Below are 16,232 nucleotides of genomic sequence, written 5' to 3'. Positions count from 1 at the left end.
AACAAAAATTAAATAGCAAAGGTCATTAGGCCCTGTATTTCCCTTGCTAATTTGCACACTGCCCAGTGCTCATTAGTTCACTCAAGCCCGCTATAAGCGGGCTTTTCTCAGGAAGTTATTTATGAACCAGAGTGTCTTTTATACATTTTTGCAAAGCAGTTTATTGCTGTTTTCTTTGTTGTTCACACCACTTTGTACAGCGCTACAGATCACCCCAAAACCACTGAGTGCTAGTGTTGGTAACGGTCACTTTAACCTTACCCATGACAGTAAAATTACCTTTAACCAGCATCAAGCTCAAAGCGTTGCGCAGCAATTAGCGACCTTCTTGCGCTCGCCGACGGGTTATCAGTTACCTGTGTCTCAGGCTGATAGCACAACTAAAAATAGTATTGCCTTTAAGATTGTCGATGCACCGCTATCTCAAGAGGGATATGCGCTGAGCGTGACAACTGAAGGGGTTGAAATACAAGCTAATACTGCGACCGGATTATTTTGGGGGATGCAGTCGCTGCGACAATTACTCCCTGCTGAGATAGAGTCGCGTATGCCCATCAATCAGGCGAGTTGGGCAATACCTGCGGTAGAAATAAAAGATCAGCCCAGATTTTCTTACCGTGGCATGCATTTAGATGTGAGTCGGCACTTTTTCGATGTGGCTTTTGTGAAGCGTTATATCGACTGGCTGGCGATGCATAAATTCAATGTCTTCCAGTGGCACCTAACCGATGATCAAGGCTGGCGAATTGCCATTGATGCGTACCCTAAACTAACCGAGATTGGGGCAACCCGGCCTCATACTGTGGTTGGCCATACCTATGATTATCAACCATTGTTTGATAATAAAACGGTGTCGGGCTTTTATACCAAGGCGCAAATTAAGGAAGTGATTGAGTATGCGCAGGCGCGACATATTGAAGTGATCCCTGAAATCGATATTCCGGGGCATAGCAGTGCGATGCTTGCCGCATATCCCGAGTTATCTTGCCACCAGCGCGCGGTAAAGGTGCAGCCGCAGTTTGGGATTTTTGAAGATGTGTTATGTCCCCGTGAAGACGTGTTTGCGTTTCTTGGTGTTGTATACAAAGAGGTTGCTGAGCTATTTCCGAGCCAATATATTCACATTGGTGGCGATGAGGTGATAAAAAAGCAGTGGCTAGAGAGTGCCGAGGTGAAAAAGTTGATGCAACAGCATCAGTTAACCACACCTGAGCAGGTGCAAAGCTATTTTATTAAACGGGTCGCCAAAATCGTCCAAAATCTTGGCAAAACGGTGATTGGTTGGGATGAAATATTAGAAGGAGGGGTAGCGGATGACGCCGTGATCATGTCTTGGCGGGGCACGGAAGGAGGCATTCAAGCTGCAAAAATGGGTCATCAGGTGATCATGAGTCCTTATCAATATATTTATTTTGATGCCTATCAATCGCGCAATCTTGATGAGCCTAAAGCTATCCACGGGCTTTCAAGCCTAAAAAACGTTTATCAATATGAGCCGCAGCCCAGCCACTTAACCGCTGAGCAGCAAGCCTTTATTGTTGGTGCGCAAGGTGCACTTTGGACTGAATATATAAAAACACCTCGTCATGCTGAGTATATGCTGTTTCCGCGCTTGAGTGCGCTGGCCGAAACATTGTGGTCGGATAAAACACAAAAGTCGTGGTCTGATTACAGCCAATATCGTTTACCCGCGCTTTTAAAACGCTACCAGAAGATGCACCTGAATACCGCTTATAGTAGCCATAAGCCTATTATTTCAAGTGAGATTAATGGGCAGCAGCTCATCGCTACCATTACCTCTGAAATTGCCGACACGGTTATTTACTATACCTTAGACGGCAGCGAGCCAACGCTACAATCGCAGCAATATCAAAAGCCGCTAGTGATAACTGACGAAACGCAGCTTCGCGCCCGCAGTTATGTAAGCGATTTAGGGCAACTGGTAGGCGACGCGCGTTTAACCCTTTCACCTCATTTAGCGCTTGGAAAAGAAATAACGCTTGCCTCGATAGCTGCCGAAGGCTCTGCGACTAAGCTGCAGGATGGTCAATTTGCTTATGATCAATTTTACAGCGTTGATGATTATGCGATTTTTTACGATACCGATCTTGAGGCGGTTATTGACTTAGATGCGTCAACGCAAGTGCAGCAGGTTAAGCTGGGCTTTGACAGCGGGCGACATAGACAACTGCACCCGCCAACACATATTCAAGTGCTGGGTTCAAGTGATAAACAACAGTGGCAAACGTTAGCTGAGGTTAATAATCCGCGTGGGCCCATGTCAGTGTTGTCGTTTGCTCCTGTAAGTGTGCGCTTTTTAAAGGTGGTGGCCATTAATAGTAAGCAATCTGACGATATTCAAATCCCCAAACTTCCCCTGTATATCGATGAAATAGCGGTATATTAATCACACCAGCCCTAATACTAAATACGTAATTAGGGCATTATTTATGATTCCATTCCCAACTTCCTCGGCTCAAACGTTTACATAGATAGAGTGGCAGCAGTACGCGCTCTATCCGAACAATAACAATATTTTAGGAGCCAACATGTTTGCAAAAAAACAGATAATTACTGCCTCACTGTCAGGCTTAGCCTTGTTGACTGCGAGTCACTACAGCTTCGCACATCCTCATCCAGATAACTTAGCATTACGCTGGCAAGTCGTGGATCATGGCATTGGAGAGAATATCTTTCTTGGCAGTCTGACGATTACTAATAACGGTCTTGAGCCGTTGGGTGAGTCTGGCTGGGCGCTTTATTTTAGCTCGGTAAGGCCGCCTGCAAGCGTACTACCAGACTCAGATCCAAATGGTCAGTATGCGCGCCAGCATATCGCCGCACAGAATCTAAGTTTAGAAAATGCTGATGACGCAAAAAGTGGTGATTACTTTATACTTAAGCCCACAGCGGGTTTTGCCCCCATTCAACCCGGTGAGTCTCGTACTATTGAAATCGTTGCACAGTATTGGCAAATGCTGAAAAACGACTCACCGTCGGGTTTTCACATTAGCTACAATAGTCAAGCGCCTCAAGCTGTGCTGGTGGACGTGATGATGAACCCAAGCGATCCAAAACAAACAAAGCAAGCGGTTAACGATAATATGCCGGTGCAAACGTCCGCCATCCGATTCGCCGAAAACAGCGCGACGCACATGGCATTGCCGCTGAAAAATCGCTTGGTTCCGCAGCCCCATTCAGTGGTCACACCGAATGATGAATTCTTAACTTTGATGAGCCAATTAACCAGTATTTCAGCGCCAGCTTCACTGGCTAAAGAAGCCACCTTCTTACAAACTGCACTGCGCGATATTCTGAGTGGCACATTTGCGATTAATAGCACCGTGCAAAATGGCCCGAACCTTATCAAGTTGCAGCTAGACCCAAATCTCGATACCAATCAAGACAATCAGCCGGACGCAAGTGGTTATAAGCTTGAGGTCGATGCATTCTCGGGGATCACCATTACCGGAAGTGACGCCCAAGGGGTGTTTTATGGCATTCAAACACTTCGTCAAATGATCCCAACCACTGTGTATAAAACGGCTAAAAACTCAGCCACTTTGTCCGACAATGCCGTACTACCCGCTAGCACTATTTTGGATGCACCACGGTTTGAATATCGAGGCATGATGCTGGATGTGTCGCGTAATTTCCAAAGCAAAGAAACGGTATTTAAGTTGTTAGACTTAATGGCTTTTTACAAGTTAAACAAATTTGAAATTAACCTTGCCAACGATGAAGGTTGGCGACTAGAAATTCCCGGTATTCCTGAACTCACGGAGTTTGGAGCAAAGCGGGGATATGACCTGAGCGAAAGTACGATGCTGCATACGTTTATGGGAGCTGCCAATGGCTTTGCGCCAGGAGATGGGATTGAAAATAAACCCACGGATGAAACAGCTGCAAACTTAGGTACCGCGCCTAGTTATCAAGGCTTTGAAATTGCTCAGCAAAACTTTCTCGGTAAAGGCTGGGGCTACTACACGGTGAATGATTTTAAAGAAATTCTTCAGTATGCCGCCGACCGTCATATTGATGTGATCATCGAATATGATTTTCCAGCCCATGCGCGCGCAGCAATCAAAGCGATGGAATATCGCTACAACAAATACAAAGATAGCGACCCAGTTGAAGCAAATCGTTTTAGATTGATTGATCCGCTCGACCAGTCGCAGTATTACACCCCACAATTTTATACCGATAACTTTGTGAACCCAGCACTTGAGAGCACCTTTACTTTCCTCAACCATGTAGTGAGAGAAACACGCGCCATTTATGATGCCGTGCCCGATGCGACATTGACTCGGTTGCATGGCGGTGGTGACGAGCTGCCACATTTAGGTCCGAATGAATGGTGGGCGCAATCTCCAGCGGTAGATCAAAACCCAGCTACGGCGGGCAAAACCGATGCAGAGCTGTTTGACTACTTCTTTTTACGCTGGAAGCAGATAGTCAATCAGCATGGCTTTGATATGGCAACTTGGGGCGATGTGTTATCGCACAATGGTACGGGTAATGTAAGTTACGGTGAGATATTCCCCGTGTTTTGGAATAACGTGTGGGGTTGGGGCAATGAGCATCAGGCCTACAAATTTGCGAACCAAGGTCACAAAGTGGTGCTGGCTCATGCGACAAACTTGTATCTTGACCTTGCATATAACAAACATCCTGATGAAATAGGCTATCACTGGGCAGGTTACACAGATACCAAAAAGGCGTTTGAATATCGTCCGTTTAATATTTACGCCAATGCCGAGCGTGACAAGCTAGGCAATCCAGTGCCGTGGGACCCAAAATGGGTGTTACTGAGCGAAGCGGGTAAACAAAATGTTCAAGGTATTCAGGCGCAACTATTTGGCGAAAACCAAAAGTCACCAGAAATTCTTGATTATATGACTTTCCCGAAATTACTGGGTGCCGCTGAGCGTGCATGGGTGCAGGATATGCCTGCGCAAGGTGCAGCGACTACCGAGGCTTGGTACACCTTTACTAATACCTTAGGACAATACGCTCTACCACTATTGGATTATTACCAAGTGGTCGATATTAATGCTCAAATACCACAGCAAGTAGGGGTAAATTATCGTATTCCATTACCTGGAGGCGCGATTGAAGGTGGTAAGTTAATCGTCAATACCCGGTTTGTTGGCATGGCTACGGAGTATTCGGTTGACCAAGGCGTAACATGGCATCGCTATGAAGGGCCTGTGACATTGACCGCGTCATCTAAAGTACAACTCAGAACGGTGAGTGATTCGGGCAAAGTAAGCCGAGTCGCAACGGTTAATTAAGCAAATTAGTTTAAGCAACGCCAGCGAACCTATTAATTTTTGGCTATTTATGGGTTCGCTGCACGCTAACACAAATGGAAGAGTAGGATGCGTATTCATGCCACCGTTATTATCTTTTAAGCGTAAAGCAGTCGATACCACTAAGGTCGCTGCAAACGATGACCTTGCACGTCGTCAGCAAGTAGAGCAGCTGTTTTTAAAACAACAGCAAAAGCTGATCCGCCATATTATGGGCAAAGGGTTAGACAAACGTGAGGCGGAAGACGTTGCCCAAGAGGCGTTTGTAAAGTTGCTTGGACTTGAGCAGGATAATGTCAGCAACTACATCGCCGCGTACCTGTATAAAATTGCAACCAATTTGGCCATTGATAAGCTGCGGCGCAAAGCGCGTAGCCCGTTTGATGATCGTGAGCACGATAGCGATCAAATGCCACAGCCTTGTGCAAGTGCTAACCCTGAACAAAACCACCACAACCAAGAGCTACTTAAAGAAATGGAAAAGTCTCTCGCAAGCTTACCCGACAAATGTAGGCTGGCTTTTTTATTGTATAAAATACGTGGTCAAAGCTATGAGGAGATAGCTTTGACCTTACAGATATCCCCAAGTATGGTAAGAAAATATGTATTACGTGCAGTTCGTCATTGCTACCAGCAGTTACAGCATGAGCTTTGATCATGAGTGTTAAGGATATAAACATGACTCCATTATCTGACGATTTAGCAATAATTGAAGAACAAGCCGCTGATTGGTTATTAGTCTTAGACGAGCAGCAGATCTCACCTCACGATAGCACTCAATACCCACAGCCGCTAAACGCTTGGTTAGCTGAAAATTCACTACACAGTGATGTGTTCAACAAAATGTTGGAGCTTTGGACGCTTTCAGCCCAACTTGACGATGACTATGTTACTCAGCAGCTTGCACAGCTGGATGCACAAAACACCACGGCTGTAACTGACATTAAACCACCATCCAAACGCCGCGCTCAGCCTTGGTATCTTGCGATTGCCGCGACTTTGCTGCTGTTTGGTTTGGTGACTTTTATGGCACCGGAGCAGCCACTACAGCAAGCACCCGTTGCCAGTGTTAAGCCAGCACCAGTCGATACAGTGTACAGCGAGTTCTTCCAAACTAAGATCAATGAGCATCGCACCATTACCCTTGATGATAATAGTCAGGTTGATTTAGGGGCCAATAGCCAATTAGCTGTTCGCTACAGCAACACTTCAAGAGAGCTACTGTTATACCAAGGTGAGGCGCTGTTTAGCGTGAGTAAAGACAAGCAGCGACCGTTTATCGTGCGCTACCAAAACAGCCAAGTAGAGGCGCTAGGCACGGTGTTTAATGTTCGCGCCAATCCGGCTTCAATTAGAGTCGATGTGCTTGAGGGCCGTGTGGCTGTGACTCAGCAACAAGCAATTAAATTGACCCAAGGGCAAGCGGTAGAAGTTACACAGCAAGGGGACGTTACCCGTAGTAAAGCCCAAGGTGAAGCGTTGACCATGGCGTGGCAAAAAGGCTACTTAGTGTATCAAAACGCAGAGTTAGGCAATGTGCTCAATGATGTGTCGCGATATAGTGAAATCAAAGTGAAGTTAAGCGATCAGCGCCTAGCAAAACTGACCTACAACGGCACCTTTTTAACCACTGAAATAAGCGATTGGCTCAATAGTTTAGAAAAGATTTATCCGATCACCGTGATGCAAAAAGGCGAGGAATTCACCCTAATTGCAAATTAGCTAAAAGTGTCATAGCAAAGTCACAATATAAGTGGTACAAAGTTTATACAATAATAAATACATTGATTTAAACTATGTTATTCAAGCTATTAATCCCGCTGTTAGCGTGGTTAATATGGTTTGGTGGCGTTGCATTTGCTACCACGGATCATCAATTTAACTTGCCTAAAGCGACTTTGCAGCAGCGTTTACTCGATATTGCTGCGCAAAGTGGCTGGCAGTTAAGTGCAGCCGAAATTCCAGATAACATTAGCGTTGAGCAGGCAACTGGTCGCTACACCCTCGAACAAATCTTGCTCACCAGCTTTCAGCAAGCGGCCTACAACTTTTCCCTAGACCCAGAGCAGCAGCGTATTTTTGTGACTCCTAAAAAACTTGAGTCTGCACAACACTTTGAGCGCATTATCGTAACGGGTGTAAGCGGCAAAAACCGTAGCATTTTAAACTCGTCTATTTCAATCACTCAGCTTGCAAGCCTACAACTTGAAAAACAAACACCGTATTCCAGCGCAGAGGCGCTTAAAAATATCACCGGTTTTTGGGTTGAAGACTCGGGAGGTGAAACCAACAATAATGTAGCACCAAGAGGACTTAGAGGCGGCGAGGGGTTTAGATTTATCAGCCTCATGGAAGATGGTTTGCCCGTGACCTATGACGGTATTTGGGGGGACTTTTTTTTACGTCCAGACCTAACCCATCAAGCCATTGAAGCGGTGCGTGGCGGCAGTAGCGGTATTTTTACGGTGAACGGGCCTGCGGCAATGGTGAACTATATCGGCAGGCGAGGTTCAGAAAATCCTTTTAATTTAGTGAAAGTGAGTCAGGGATTGAGCTATGACTACACTCGTTTTGATGGCGTGTTTAGCGGAGCGTTGAATGATGAATGGTTTTATACGGTAGGCGGGTTTTATCGTACTTCTGATGGTATTCGGGAGCCAGGCTATCAAAGCGACTTAGGCGGCCAAGTGAGTGCGCGCATGAGCTGGTTAACCGACGCATTTGAGCTTGATTTTAGCTATAAACATTTGAACGATAAAACCAGCTTTTACGCGCCCTTAGTGATGCAAAACAGCGGTGAAATTCGAGAGCTGGCGAGCCTGCCTTATGACGATGGAACACTACTGAGCGACGACTTAAGGTCGCTCACCTTCTTCACTCCAGAAGGACGCGTGCAGCGTGACTTAGAAGACGCCCAGCAAACACGCCTAAACAGCTACACTTTACTGTTTAATATGCCGCTTTTTGAACACTTCAACCTGAGCAATCGTGCGCGATTTTCAAGCCTAAACAATGACTTGTATACCTTAATGAATTTGGGCAACCAAACCATAGTCGACGCCACAAGCCGATTGCAACACGCTGATATCACCGAATTTAAACGCCATTTTGCAAATAGCGCATTGCGCCCTCGATACTTAAGGTATTCAGATAACACCTTAGTTGCCAACCCTACGACGCTTAATGGTAATGGTCTTGTGACCGCTAGTTACCCTTTATATTCACGTTATAAGCAACAGCAGCTGGTAAATCATTTTAGTGTGGATTATCTCCACGCGCAGTGGTCACTGACCCTCGGCCATATTTACGCACGAAGTGATTTCGATGAGTTACCACTAGATAAATGGCTCGGCGCGTTACTAACGGATGTAAAGCATCAACCCGAGAGGCTGGACATCGTACTGGTCGATGGGCAAGAAAAGGTGATTGCCAATTTTACCGAACAAGGCTTTTTATCTTACGCCGGTCCCGTTTATTTAAGCGGTAGCGGCTTGTCTCAATCACATTCGCTGTATGCCAATATTGACTGGCAGCTCACTGAAAACCTTAGAGTTGATTTAGCACTTCGTAACGAACATCTGAATCTCACCAGCACGCTACTTGAAGGGGGAAAGTCGTACACAGACTCATCAAAGGCCACTTATTCTCACTACCTCCCGGCTACCACTTTACGTGATTCCTTTACGCAAAATGCGCTCAGTATTGGCACAAATTACCAAATCGGCGACGCTATGGCGATATTTGCACGTTATTCCGACGCCTTTGAAATGCCACGGCTCATTAATTACGGCAATGGCCGCGGGTGGGCCAAAAGTGAAGAGGAGCGCGTACAACAAGACTTTGGCCAACCTATTCGCTTGGCGTTAGGTGAAGTTGGACTGCGTTATCAAACCGCTGATTGGCAGTTTAGTGGCGCGTTATTTGAAACCAAGTTTGATCCGCTCCCGCTTACGGTGTATCGCGGCGCGGCTACGACTCAACAAGCCGTTTCAATCAATACCCAAACACGAGGGCTGGAGTTCGAATTTGACTATCAATATAGTCCGGCTTTGCAATTTAGAGCGATAGGTGTGTGGCAAGACGCTGGGTTCTATGGCATTCCCAAGCAATTGCCACAAAGCGAATTTAATGGCAATCAAATAACGCGAACGCCGGAGTTACAACTACGACTGACACCGGAATACAAAGCAGGACCTATTACTGCGGCTATCACCTGGTCGTATGTTGGTAAACGCTATTCCGATATCGCTAATCGTTTTGCCTTACCTGCCTATCAAACATGGGATTTATTTACCGAGTTGGCAATTAATGAACAGCTCAGCGCACAGCTAGAGGCTAAAAACCTCACCAATGCTTTGGGATTGACTGAGGGCAATCCTAGGGATGATTTAAGCCACCAAGAAGCCATCTTTTACGCTAGACCCATTTTTGGTCGCACCATCAAACTTTCGTTAAGTTATCAGTTTTAAGCGACACCGCTATTATTCGAGCAATTCTATTCCTTGACTTAAAGTGAACTTGAAGTTGTATGCTCCTCTTAACCGAATGACAGTGAACAAACGACAAGAGGCAGAGGCAATGCAAAATAGCTTAGATAAAATCGTCAATGATATAAAAGCCAACTGGAGCGGGCTAAATTCAAACACCACAGTAACAGTACGTGAATTGTTAAGAGAACTTACTCAGTCTCCACCGCACGAGCCTTGGCTTGCGAGCATTATGCGTGAAAGGCTGGCATCAAAAACACTCTACCAAGACCCTGAATATGGTTTTATGCTGCTAGTCCATGCCGAAGAAAAGGGTACGTACCGCCCGCCTCATGATCACGGCGCAGGTTGGGTATTTTATGCCGTGCAATCTGGCGAAATGGAAATGACAACTTACAAACCCATCACCACAGCAAGCGGCGAACCCCTCCTTGTATCCCGAGGAACAGACACGCTCAAAGCCGGCGATTGCCGAGTGTTTCTACCCGGCGATATCCACGACACCCGCTGCTTAACAGATAACTTCGTTCAATATCGTTTAACCAGTTGTGACTTCAAAGAAGAAAAACGCTCAGGACGGATGATCCAGTATTTGAGTGAGGTGTAGTGGTTTGCAAAACCTCAAGGCGATAATTGGTTTAATTGTCGTTGCTGACATTTAATCATGCCGTTTTGAAGGGAGTTTGTGCAAATCTCGGCCGTTCAACAGCTACCATGATAGTTTGCAGTCAATCATGGTAGCTGACGTTCAGACAGCTCGTTTTTAGACAAAAACGTTTTAGGTCGTCGGCTGTATTAGACGAATTTCGCTTAAAAATTCCTATGGGCTAACGCCCGCATAACGGGCAAATATACGTAGGCTAAAATACCGAGCAACGCGAGGGGAGCCTACGTGTATTTGTCCCTAGCGAGCGAAGCGAGTGTTAATGCGCTTGTGTACGCCCGACATGGGCATTAACTAATGAGGTGAAAGTCCTCTGTAGGAAGATCACCGTTTAAATAACTGATTGTTATTAAACGATAACTACTAGCGAATGGCAAGTGCAAATCCGCGAGGGTTTGTATGGAGGAAGCCGCTAGCAAAATTGCGAGCTGATGAACAAAAACATCATACCAGGCGTAGGCTGAAGACGAGTTAGCACAAGATAACGAAGTCACGTGATCTAACGGCCACCGTAAATGATGCAGTTGTGCAATGAAAGTTAATGTTCTTATTCGGGGAGAGCTGGATGACATGCGGCCTGCGCTATCGCTGCGGAAAATACCAGTAAGTGGCTGGTCAATCAACCCCTTGGCGTTGCTATTTGGTTGCGAAATAGTCTACGAGCGAAACCACTCCAACACCCACCGATACGCACGCAGCGCAATTTAGAGCAATTTATTTTGTGATTATCCAGCAGTCAGCAGAAGGCATAGTAGCCAAACACCCATCGTAATGGATGGGACACGGTGAAGGCCTGAACATTTAACCGAAGGAATACTTCATGTCTTACTTACATAACTATACGCCACAGCCTTGTGGTTCTGATATGCAGCGTAATGCAGTGCAATCAACCTTCAACTTTGATTTATTCGGACACGTTTTATCAAACGATAACCTTCAACGCGCATGGAAGCAGGTTAAAGCCAACAAAGGCGCAGCGGATGTGGATGGTATGAAAATAGCCCAATTTATCGACTGGGCTAAACAACACTGGCAACAGTGCAAAGCTCAACTCGAAAATGGGACTTATCGTCCTCAGCCGGTCAAACGCGTTGAAATTGATAAACCCGATGGTGGAAAACGGCAACTCGGAATACCCACCGTGGTCGACCGAGTTATCCAGCAAGCCATTACTCAGGTTTTATCGCCCATCATTGATAACACATTTTCAGATAACAGCTTTGGTTTTCGTCCTAACCGTAACGGCCAACAAGCTGTAAAGCAAGTTCAACAAATCATTAAATCTAAACGCAATATTGCGGTAGATGTCGATTTGTCAAAGTTCTTTGACCGAGTCAATCACGACTTATTGATGCGAAATTTATCACGTCATGTCAAAGATAAACGCTTGCTCAAACTCATTGGCCGTTATTTGAGAGCTGGAATTGATGACAATGGCACGCTAATTCCGAGTTTAGAAGGAGTACCGCAAGGCGGCCCTCTTTCTCCTTTATTATCCAACATTATGTTGGATGATTTAGACAAAGAATTGGAGCAACGAGGTCACCAATTTGCCCGTTACGCTGATGATTTTATAATCTTAGTAAAATCAAAACGTGCGGGCGAACGTGTACTTGCCAGCGTTACTCGGTTCCTTGAAACTAAACTCAAATTGCTTGTTAACACGGATAAAAGTCAGGTGGTTAAAACCACACAAAGTAAATTCTTAGGGTTTACCTTTAAACGTGGTGCAATCAAATGGCATGACAAAACCCTGCATAAATTTAAGCGACAGGTGCGCATTCTAACTAACCGTAATTGGGGCGTGAGCATGCAATATCAGTTGTTTAAATTAAGCCAATATCTAAGCGGATGGATCAATTATTTTGGTATTGCAAACGCATACCAGCAATGTGTTGACCTAGACCACTGGATAAGGCGCAGGATCAGGATGTGTTACTGGCGACAATGGCGAAAACCGAGAACTAAAGTGAGAAACCTGATGAAGCGTGGAGTTCATGTGCAAGCAGCCGTTGCCTGTGGCATCACAAGTAAAGGGCCTTGGCGCAGCTCCAAAACACCCGGTATTCAACAGGCTTTAAGCTTAAATTATCTGAAAAACGAGGGACTATATTCACTCAGAGACGGATGGATAAAAGTACATTACCCAAACGGGTAATCTGTTAGATGAAACGCCCTGTGCGGACCCGCATGCAGGGTGTTGTGGGGGCTGAGGGCTAGATACCCTCGGCTACCCGATTATAACTCAATTGCTGACGATGTATGAATATTCTTTTCCACGGTCATCGTGTGCTATAGCTTTGACACAAATTGTCCGAGGAAGTGTGATATATACTTCAGTTCGATAATCTGTGAGCTTTTCCAATTCTACACCCAGACTTGAGGCCATCTTAGGTAGCCAATCCAAGTAAAAACCTATTGAACTTCTAACTCGCATTGAAAGTTCAGGATCTTGCTGTTTAGTAAAAGGAAGCCACTGTATAACAACCTTTGAGCCTTTTCTTTGTTTAGCCAACTCAAAAAGGTCTTCAAATATAAATTTGCCATCAAGATAGTTACAACCACCAACAAACGAGTGGGTAAAATTATGAACTAGTGGCTTGAAGTTCTTATATTTCACCGATCTATCCTTGAGTTATAACGCCCCATTCAGGGGCTTTTAATAGTTGGCTAAAATAACGAACGTAGTGAGGAAAGCAAACTGTTAAAAGTCCCGCACTGCAATGGCTTGTTATATGCCATTACCACCAAACTCTAGCGTGAATAGCTAGAGAGAACAATACGTAAAATAAAACACTTAAATACCAATAAGTTTTTGGAAAGTTAAGATATTTAACTGTTAAAAATGCTGCAACAATAATTAACACCAGACCTATAAACAAAGTTGGATTTGGAAAAGAGTCATAGCCGTGACCTATTTCCACCGAAGGAATTGGCGGTATTGATAAAAATAATGCGGTGAATACTAAAACCACCGATACGATCTGAATGGCTATGGATTTCACGAACCTTCCTCTGGCATATAACAATTTAATAGTGCGCAAATCGCGCATATTTCTGATTTGTAATCGCGCACTTTTATGATTGGTTTAGTTTTAACAAAATTGATAACTCATGGCCAACATTATTAAAAGTTCAAGTTACGATTTTTTGAGAAAGATAAAAATGCGCAACTTGCGCATTTTCTTGAATATGGGGGAAATAGCTCTACTTGTTAATTCTAGTTTTCCTCTCTCATCACACCCGAAAGTAAATTGCCAATGAGCCATTTCAACGCATGGATGCGCGAAAAGCTGTGACAGGGCCAAGGATGGCCCTTACACCGCGGTGACGTTCATATTGGCGATTTACTTGAGGAGTCGGTGTGATGTTGGGAGTGCCCTTTCTTTTGCTAACTTTTCTTTGGGCATCAAAGAAAAGTAAGTCGTAGCCCATGGATGGGCGTCGAAACCTGTCAGGAGGACGGGCTGACTTTACGATAAATTTCGAGCTATCAGCCGTTATCAAAATAAACCTCCATGTTTAATATCAAAGCGCATCCATGCGCTTCTCGTTCATTCTTTTTAAACGACGAAAAAGAACGAACCAAGAAAACGTCGCCCCAGCATCACACTTAATCCTCAAATCCTAAGCCGATATAGTGCAACCGTCTTGTAAGGCACGTCCTTGTGCCTGACAAGACTTAGCCGACATCCTGTCGGCACATTGCATATCGGCTTATGCTTTTCGGGTGTGATGGATGGGAAATCGCGCTGTCTGTTAGTTCTGGTTTTATCTCCTGAAGCAGCTAAGTCGCTTACAAGCACCACAAGAATTTATCAGCGCCTTGTGTCTCCCTCATCACACCCGAAAGTAAATTGCCAATGAGTCATTTCAACGCATGGATGCGTGAAAAGCTGTGACAGGGCCAAGGATGGCCCTTACACAGCGGTGACGTTCATATTGGCGATTTACTTGAGGAGTCAGTGTGATGTTGGGAGTGCCCTTTCTTTTGCTTACTTTTCTTTGGGCATCAAAGAAAAGTAAGTCGTAGCCCATGGATGGGCGTCGAAACCTGTCAGGAGGACGGGCTGACTTTACGATAAATTTTGAGCTATCAGCCGTTATCAAAATAAACCTCCGTGTTTAATATCAAAACGCATCCATGCGCTTCTCGTTCATTCATTTTAAACGACGCGATCGAGCGAACTAAGAAAACGTCGCCCCAGCATCACACTCAATCCTCAAATCCTAAGCCGATATAGTGCAACCGTCTTGTAAGGCACGTCCTTGTGCCTGACAAGACTTAGCCGACATCCTGTCGGCACATTGCATATCGGCTTATGCTTTTCGGGTGTGATGGATGGGAAATCGCGCTGTCTGTTAGTTCTGGTTTTATCTCCTGAAGCAGCTAAGTCGCTTACAAGCACCACAAGAATTTATCAGCGCCTTGTGTCTCCCTCATCACACCCGAAAGTAAATTGCCAATGAGTCATTTCAACGCATGGATGCGTGAAAAGCTGTGACAGGGCCAAGGATGGCCCTTACACAGCGGTGACGTTCATATTGGCGATTTACTTGAGGAGTCAGTGTGATGTTGGGAGTGCCCTTTCTTTTGCTTACTTTTCTTTGGGCATCAAAGAAAAGTAAGTCGTAGCCCATGGATGGGCGTCGAAACCTGTCAGGAGGACGGGCTGACTTTACGATAAATTTTGAGCTATCAGCCGTTATCAAAATAAACCTCCGTGTTTAATATCAAAACGCATCCATGCGCTTCTCGTTCATTCATTTTAAACGACGCGATCGAGCGAACTAAGAAAACGTCGCCCCAGCATCACACTCAATCCTCAAATCCTAAGCCGATATAGTGCAACCGTCTTGTAAGGCACGTCCATGATGCCAGACAAGACTTGGCCGACATCCTGTCGGCACATTGCATATCGGCTTATGCTTTTCGGGTGTAATGGAGGGGGGAATAAGTTGCTTGTGAGATCGCCTACGATTTTTACGGTGAAGCTGTTTGCAAGGGTTACAAAAACTATCAGCGTAGCCTCCTAACTCACCGTCTGAATCGTTTTGTGGGAGGTGGTTCACCCGCCGAGAAGTTATGTTTTTCTGGTGTGGTTAAGGGGGGATTAGTTTTGGTTGCGAGTTCTAGTTTTTCTCTCAAAAGCAGCAAATTTGCCTGCAAGCACCAAACAACACTATCAGCACTGTTTTCCTCCCTCATCACACCCGAAAGTAAATTGCCAATGAGTCATTTCAACGCATGGATGCGTGAAAAGCTGTGACAGGGACAGGGATGTCCCTTACACAGCGGTGACGTTCATATTGGCGATCGCTCAGCGCTTATTATGTCTTCATTACACCTAAATTTGCCTTAATAAGCAATTATACTTTTTACGCGCACAGAGGCCGCTAGCCTGAGCAATTAAGCAGGTTAACTACTTGATTTCACACATCAGTCCTAATCAAGCATACCCTCCTTGGCTAATATCAAAGCGCATCCATGCGCTTCTCGTTCATTCTTTTAAAACGACGCGATCGAGCGAACCAAGAAAACGTCGCCCCAGCATCACACTTAATCCTCAAATCCTAAGCCGATATAGTGCAACCGTCTTGTAAGGCACGTCCATGATGCCAGGCAAGACTTGGCCGACATCCTGTCGGCACATTGCATATCGGCTTATGCTTTTCGGGTGTGATGGAGGGGGAATAAGTTGCTTGTGAGATCGTCTACGATTTTTACGATGAAGCTGTTTGCAAGGGTTACAAAAACTATCAGCATAG

The 16,232-nt window shown here is 45.3% G+C and carries 9 protein-coding genes; 7 read left to right on the top strand and 2 right to left on the bottom strand.

All coding sequences use genetic code 11. The features are described from left to right. The first annotated feature begins 121 nt into the window (after positions 1-121). From A587_RS0118090 to ltrA, 7 genes are all read left to right on the top strand, one after another. A complete protein-coding gene (locus A587_RS0118090; protein ID WP_017218718.1) occupies positions 122-2,407 on the top strand; it encodes a beta-N-acetylhexosaminidase in 2,286 nt (761 codons plus the stop codon). A 142-nt stretch (positions 2,408-2,549) separates the two neighbouring features. Next, a complete protein-coding gene (locus A587_RS0118085) occupies positions 2,550-5,294 on the top strand; it encodes a family 20 glycosylhydrolase (RefSeq protein ID WP_017218717.1) in 2,745 nt (914 codons plus the stop codon). Positions 5,295-5,391: 97 nt separating this feature from the next. Then, a complete protein-coding gene (locus A587_RS0118080) occupies positions 5,392-5,967 on the top strand; it encodes an RNA polymerase sigma factor (RefSeq protein ID WP_017218716.1) in 576 nt (191 codons plus the stop codon). A 23-nt stretch (positions 5,968-5,990) separates the two neighbouring features. After that, the gene (locus A587_RS0118075; RefSeq protein ID WP_017218715.1) at positions 5,991-7,034 is read left to right on the top strand and encodes a FecR family protein; all 1,044 of its coding nucleotides are present in this window, start codon (positions 5,991-5,993) and stop codon (positions 7,032-7,034) included. Between the two features lie 74 nt (positions 7,035-7,108). Beyond that, positions 7,109-9,781, top strand: a complete 2,673-nt coding sequence (locus A587_RS0118070) for a TonB-dependent receptor (protein WP_017218714.1) — start codon at positions 7,109-7,111, stop codon at positions 9,779-9,781. A gap of 109 nt (positions 9,782-9,890) precedes the next feature. After that, complete coding sequence (locus A587_RS0118065; protein WP_026001049.1) at positions 9,891-10,406, top strand: hypothetical protein; 516 nt, start codon at positions 9,891-9,893, stop codon at positions 10,404-10,406. A gap of 877 nt (positions 10,407-11,283) precedes the next feature. After that, entirely contained in the window at positions 11,284-12,621 is a 1,338-nt protein-coding gene (gene ltrA, locus A587_RS0118060; protein ID WP_017218712.1) for a group II intron reverse transcriptase/maturase, read from the top strand. Positions 12,622-12,708: 87 nt separating this feature from the next. On the opposite strand, the gene A587_RS0118055 is transcribed toward ltrA, so the two are convergent. Together A587_RS0118055 and A587_RS25075 are read right to left on the bottom strand one after the other, a co-directional pair. Then, a complete protein-coding gene (locus A587_RS0118055; protein WP_017218711.1) occupies positions 12,709-13,083 on the bottom strand; it encodes a hypothetical protein in 375 nt (124 codons plus the stop codon). A gap of 121 nt (positions 13,084-13,204) precedes the next feature. Beyond that, a complete protein-coding gene (locus A587_RS25075) occupies positions 13,205-13,468 on the bottom strand; it encodes a hypothetical protein (protein ID WP_157234676.1) in 264 nt (87 codons plus the stop codon). Positions 13,469-16,232 lie beyond the last annotated feature (2,764 nt).

This window comes from Pseudoalteromonas sp. NJ631 (genome assembly GCF_000276645.1).
GTDB classification, from domain to species: Bacteria; Pseudomonadota; Gammaproteobacteria; order Enterobacterales; family Alteromonadaceae; genus Pseudoalteromonas; species Pseudoalteromonas piscicida.
The sequence above is the reverse complement of the archived record's forward strand: the minus strand, read 5'-3'. Positions and strand labels throughout refer to the sequence as shown.

Coding starts and splice junctions, on each gene's coding strand:
- A587_RS0118065 (WP_026001049.1), top strand. CDS start 9,891: ATGCAAAATAGCTTAGATAAAATCGTCAATGATATAAAAGCCAACTGG.
- A587_RS0118075 (WP_017218715.1), top strand. CDS start 5,991: ATGACTCCATTATCTGACGATTTAGCAATAATTGAAGAACAAGCCGCT.
- ltrA (WP_017218712.1), top strand. CDS start 11,284: ATGTCTTACTTACATAACTATACGCCACAGCCTTGTGGTTCTGATATG.
- A587_RS0118080 (WP_017218716.1), top strand. CDS start 5,392: ATGCCACCGTTATTATCTTTTAAGCGTAAAGCAGTCGATACCACTAAG.
- A587_RS0118085 (WP_017218717.1), top strand. CDS start 2,550: ATGTTTGCAAAAAAACAGATAATTACTGCCTCACTGTCAGGCTTAGCC.
- A587_RS0118090 (WP_017218718.1), top strand. CDS start 122: ATGAACCAGAGTGTCTTTTATACATTTTTGCAAAGCAGTTTATTGCTG.
- A587_RS0118070 (WP_017218714.1), top strand. CDS start 7,109: ATGTTATTCAAGCTATTAATCCCGCTGTTAGCGTGGTTAATATGGTTT.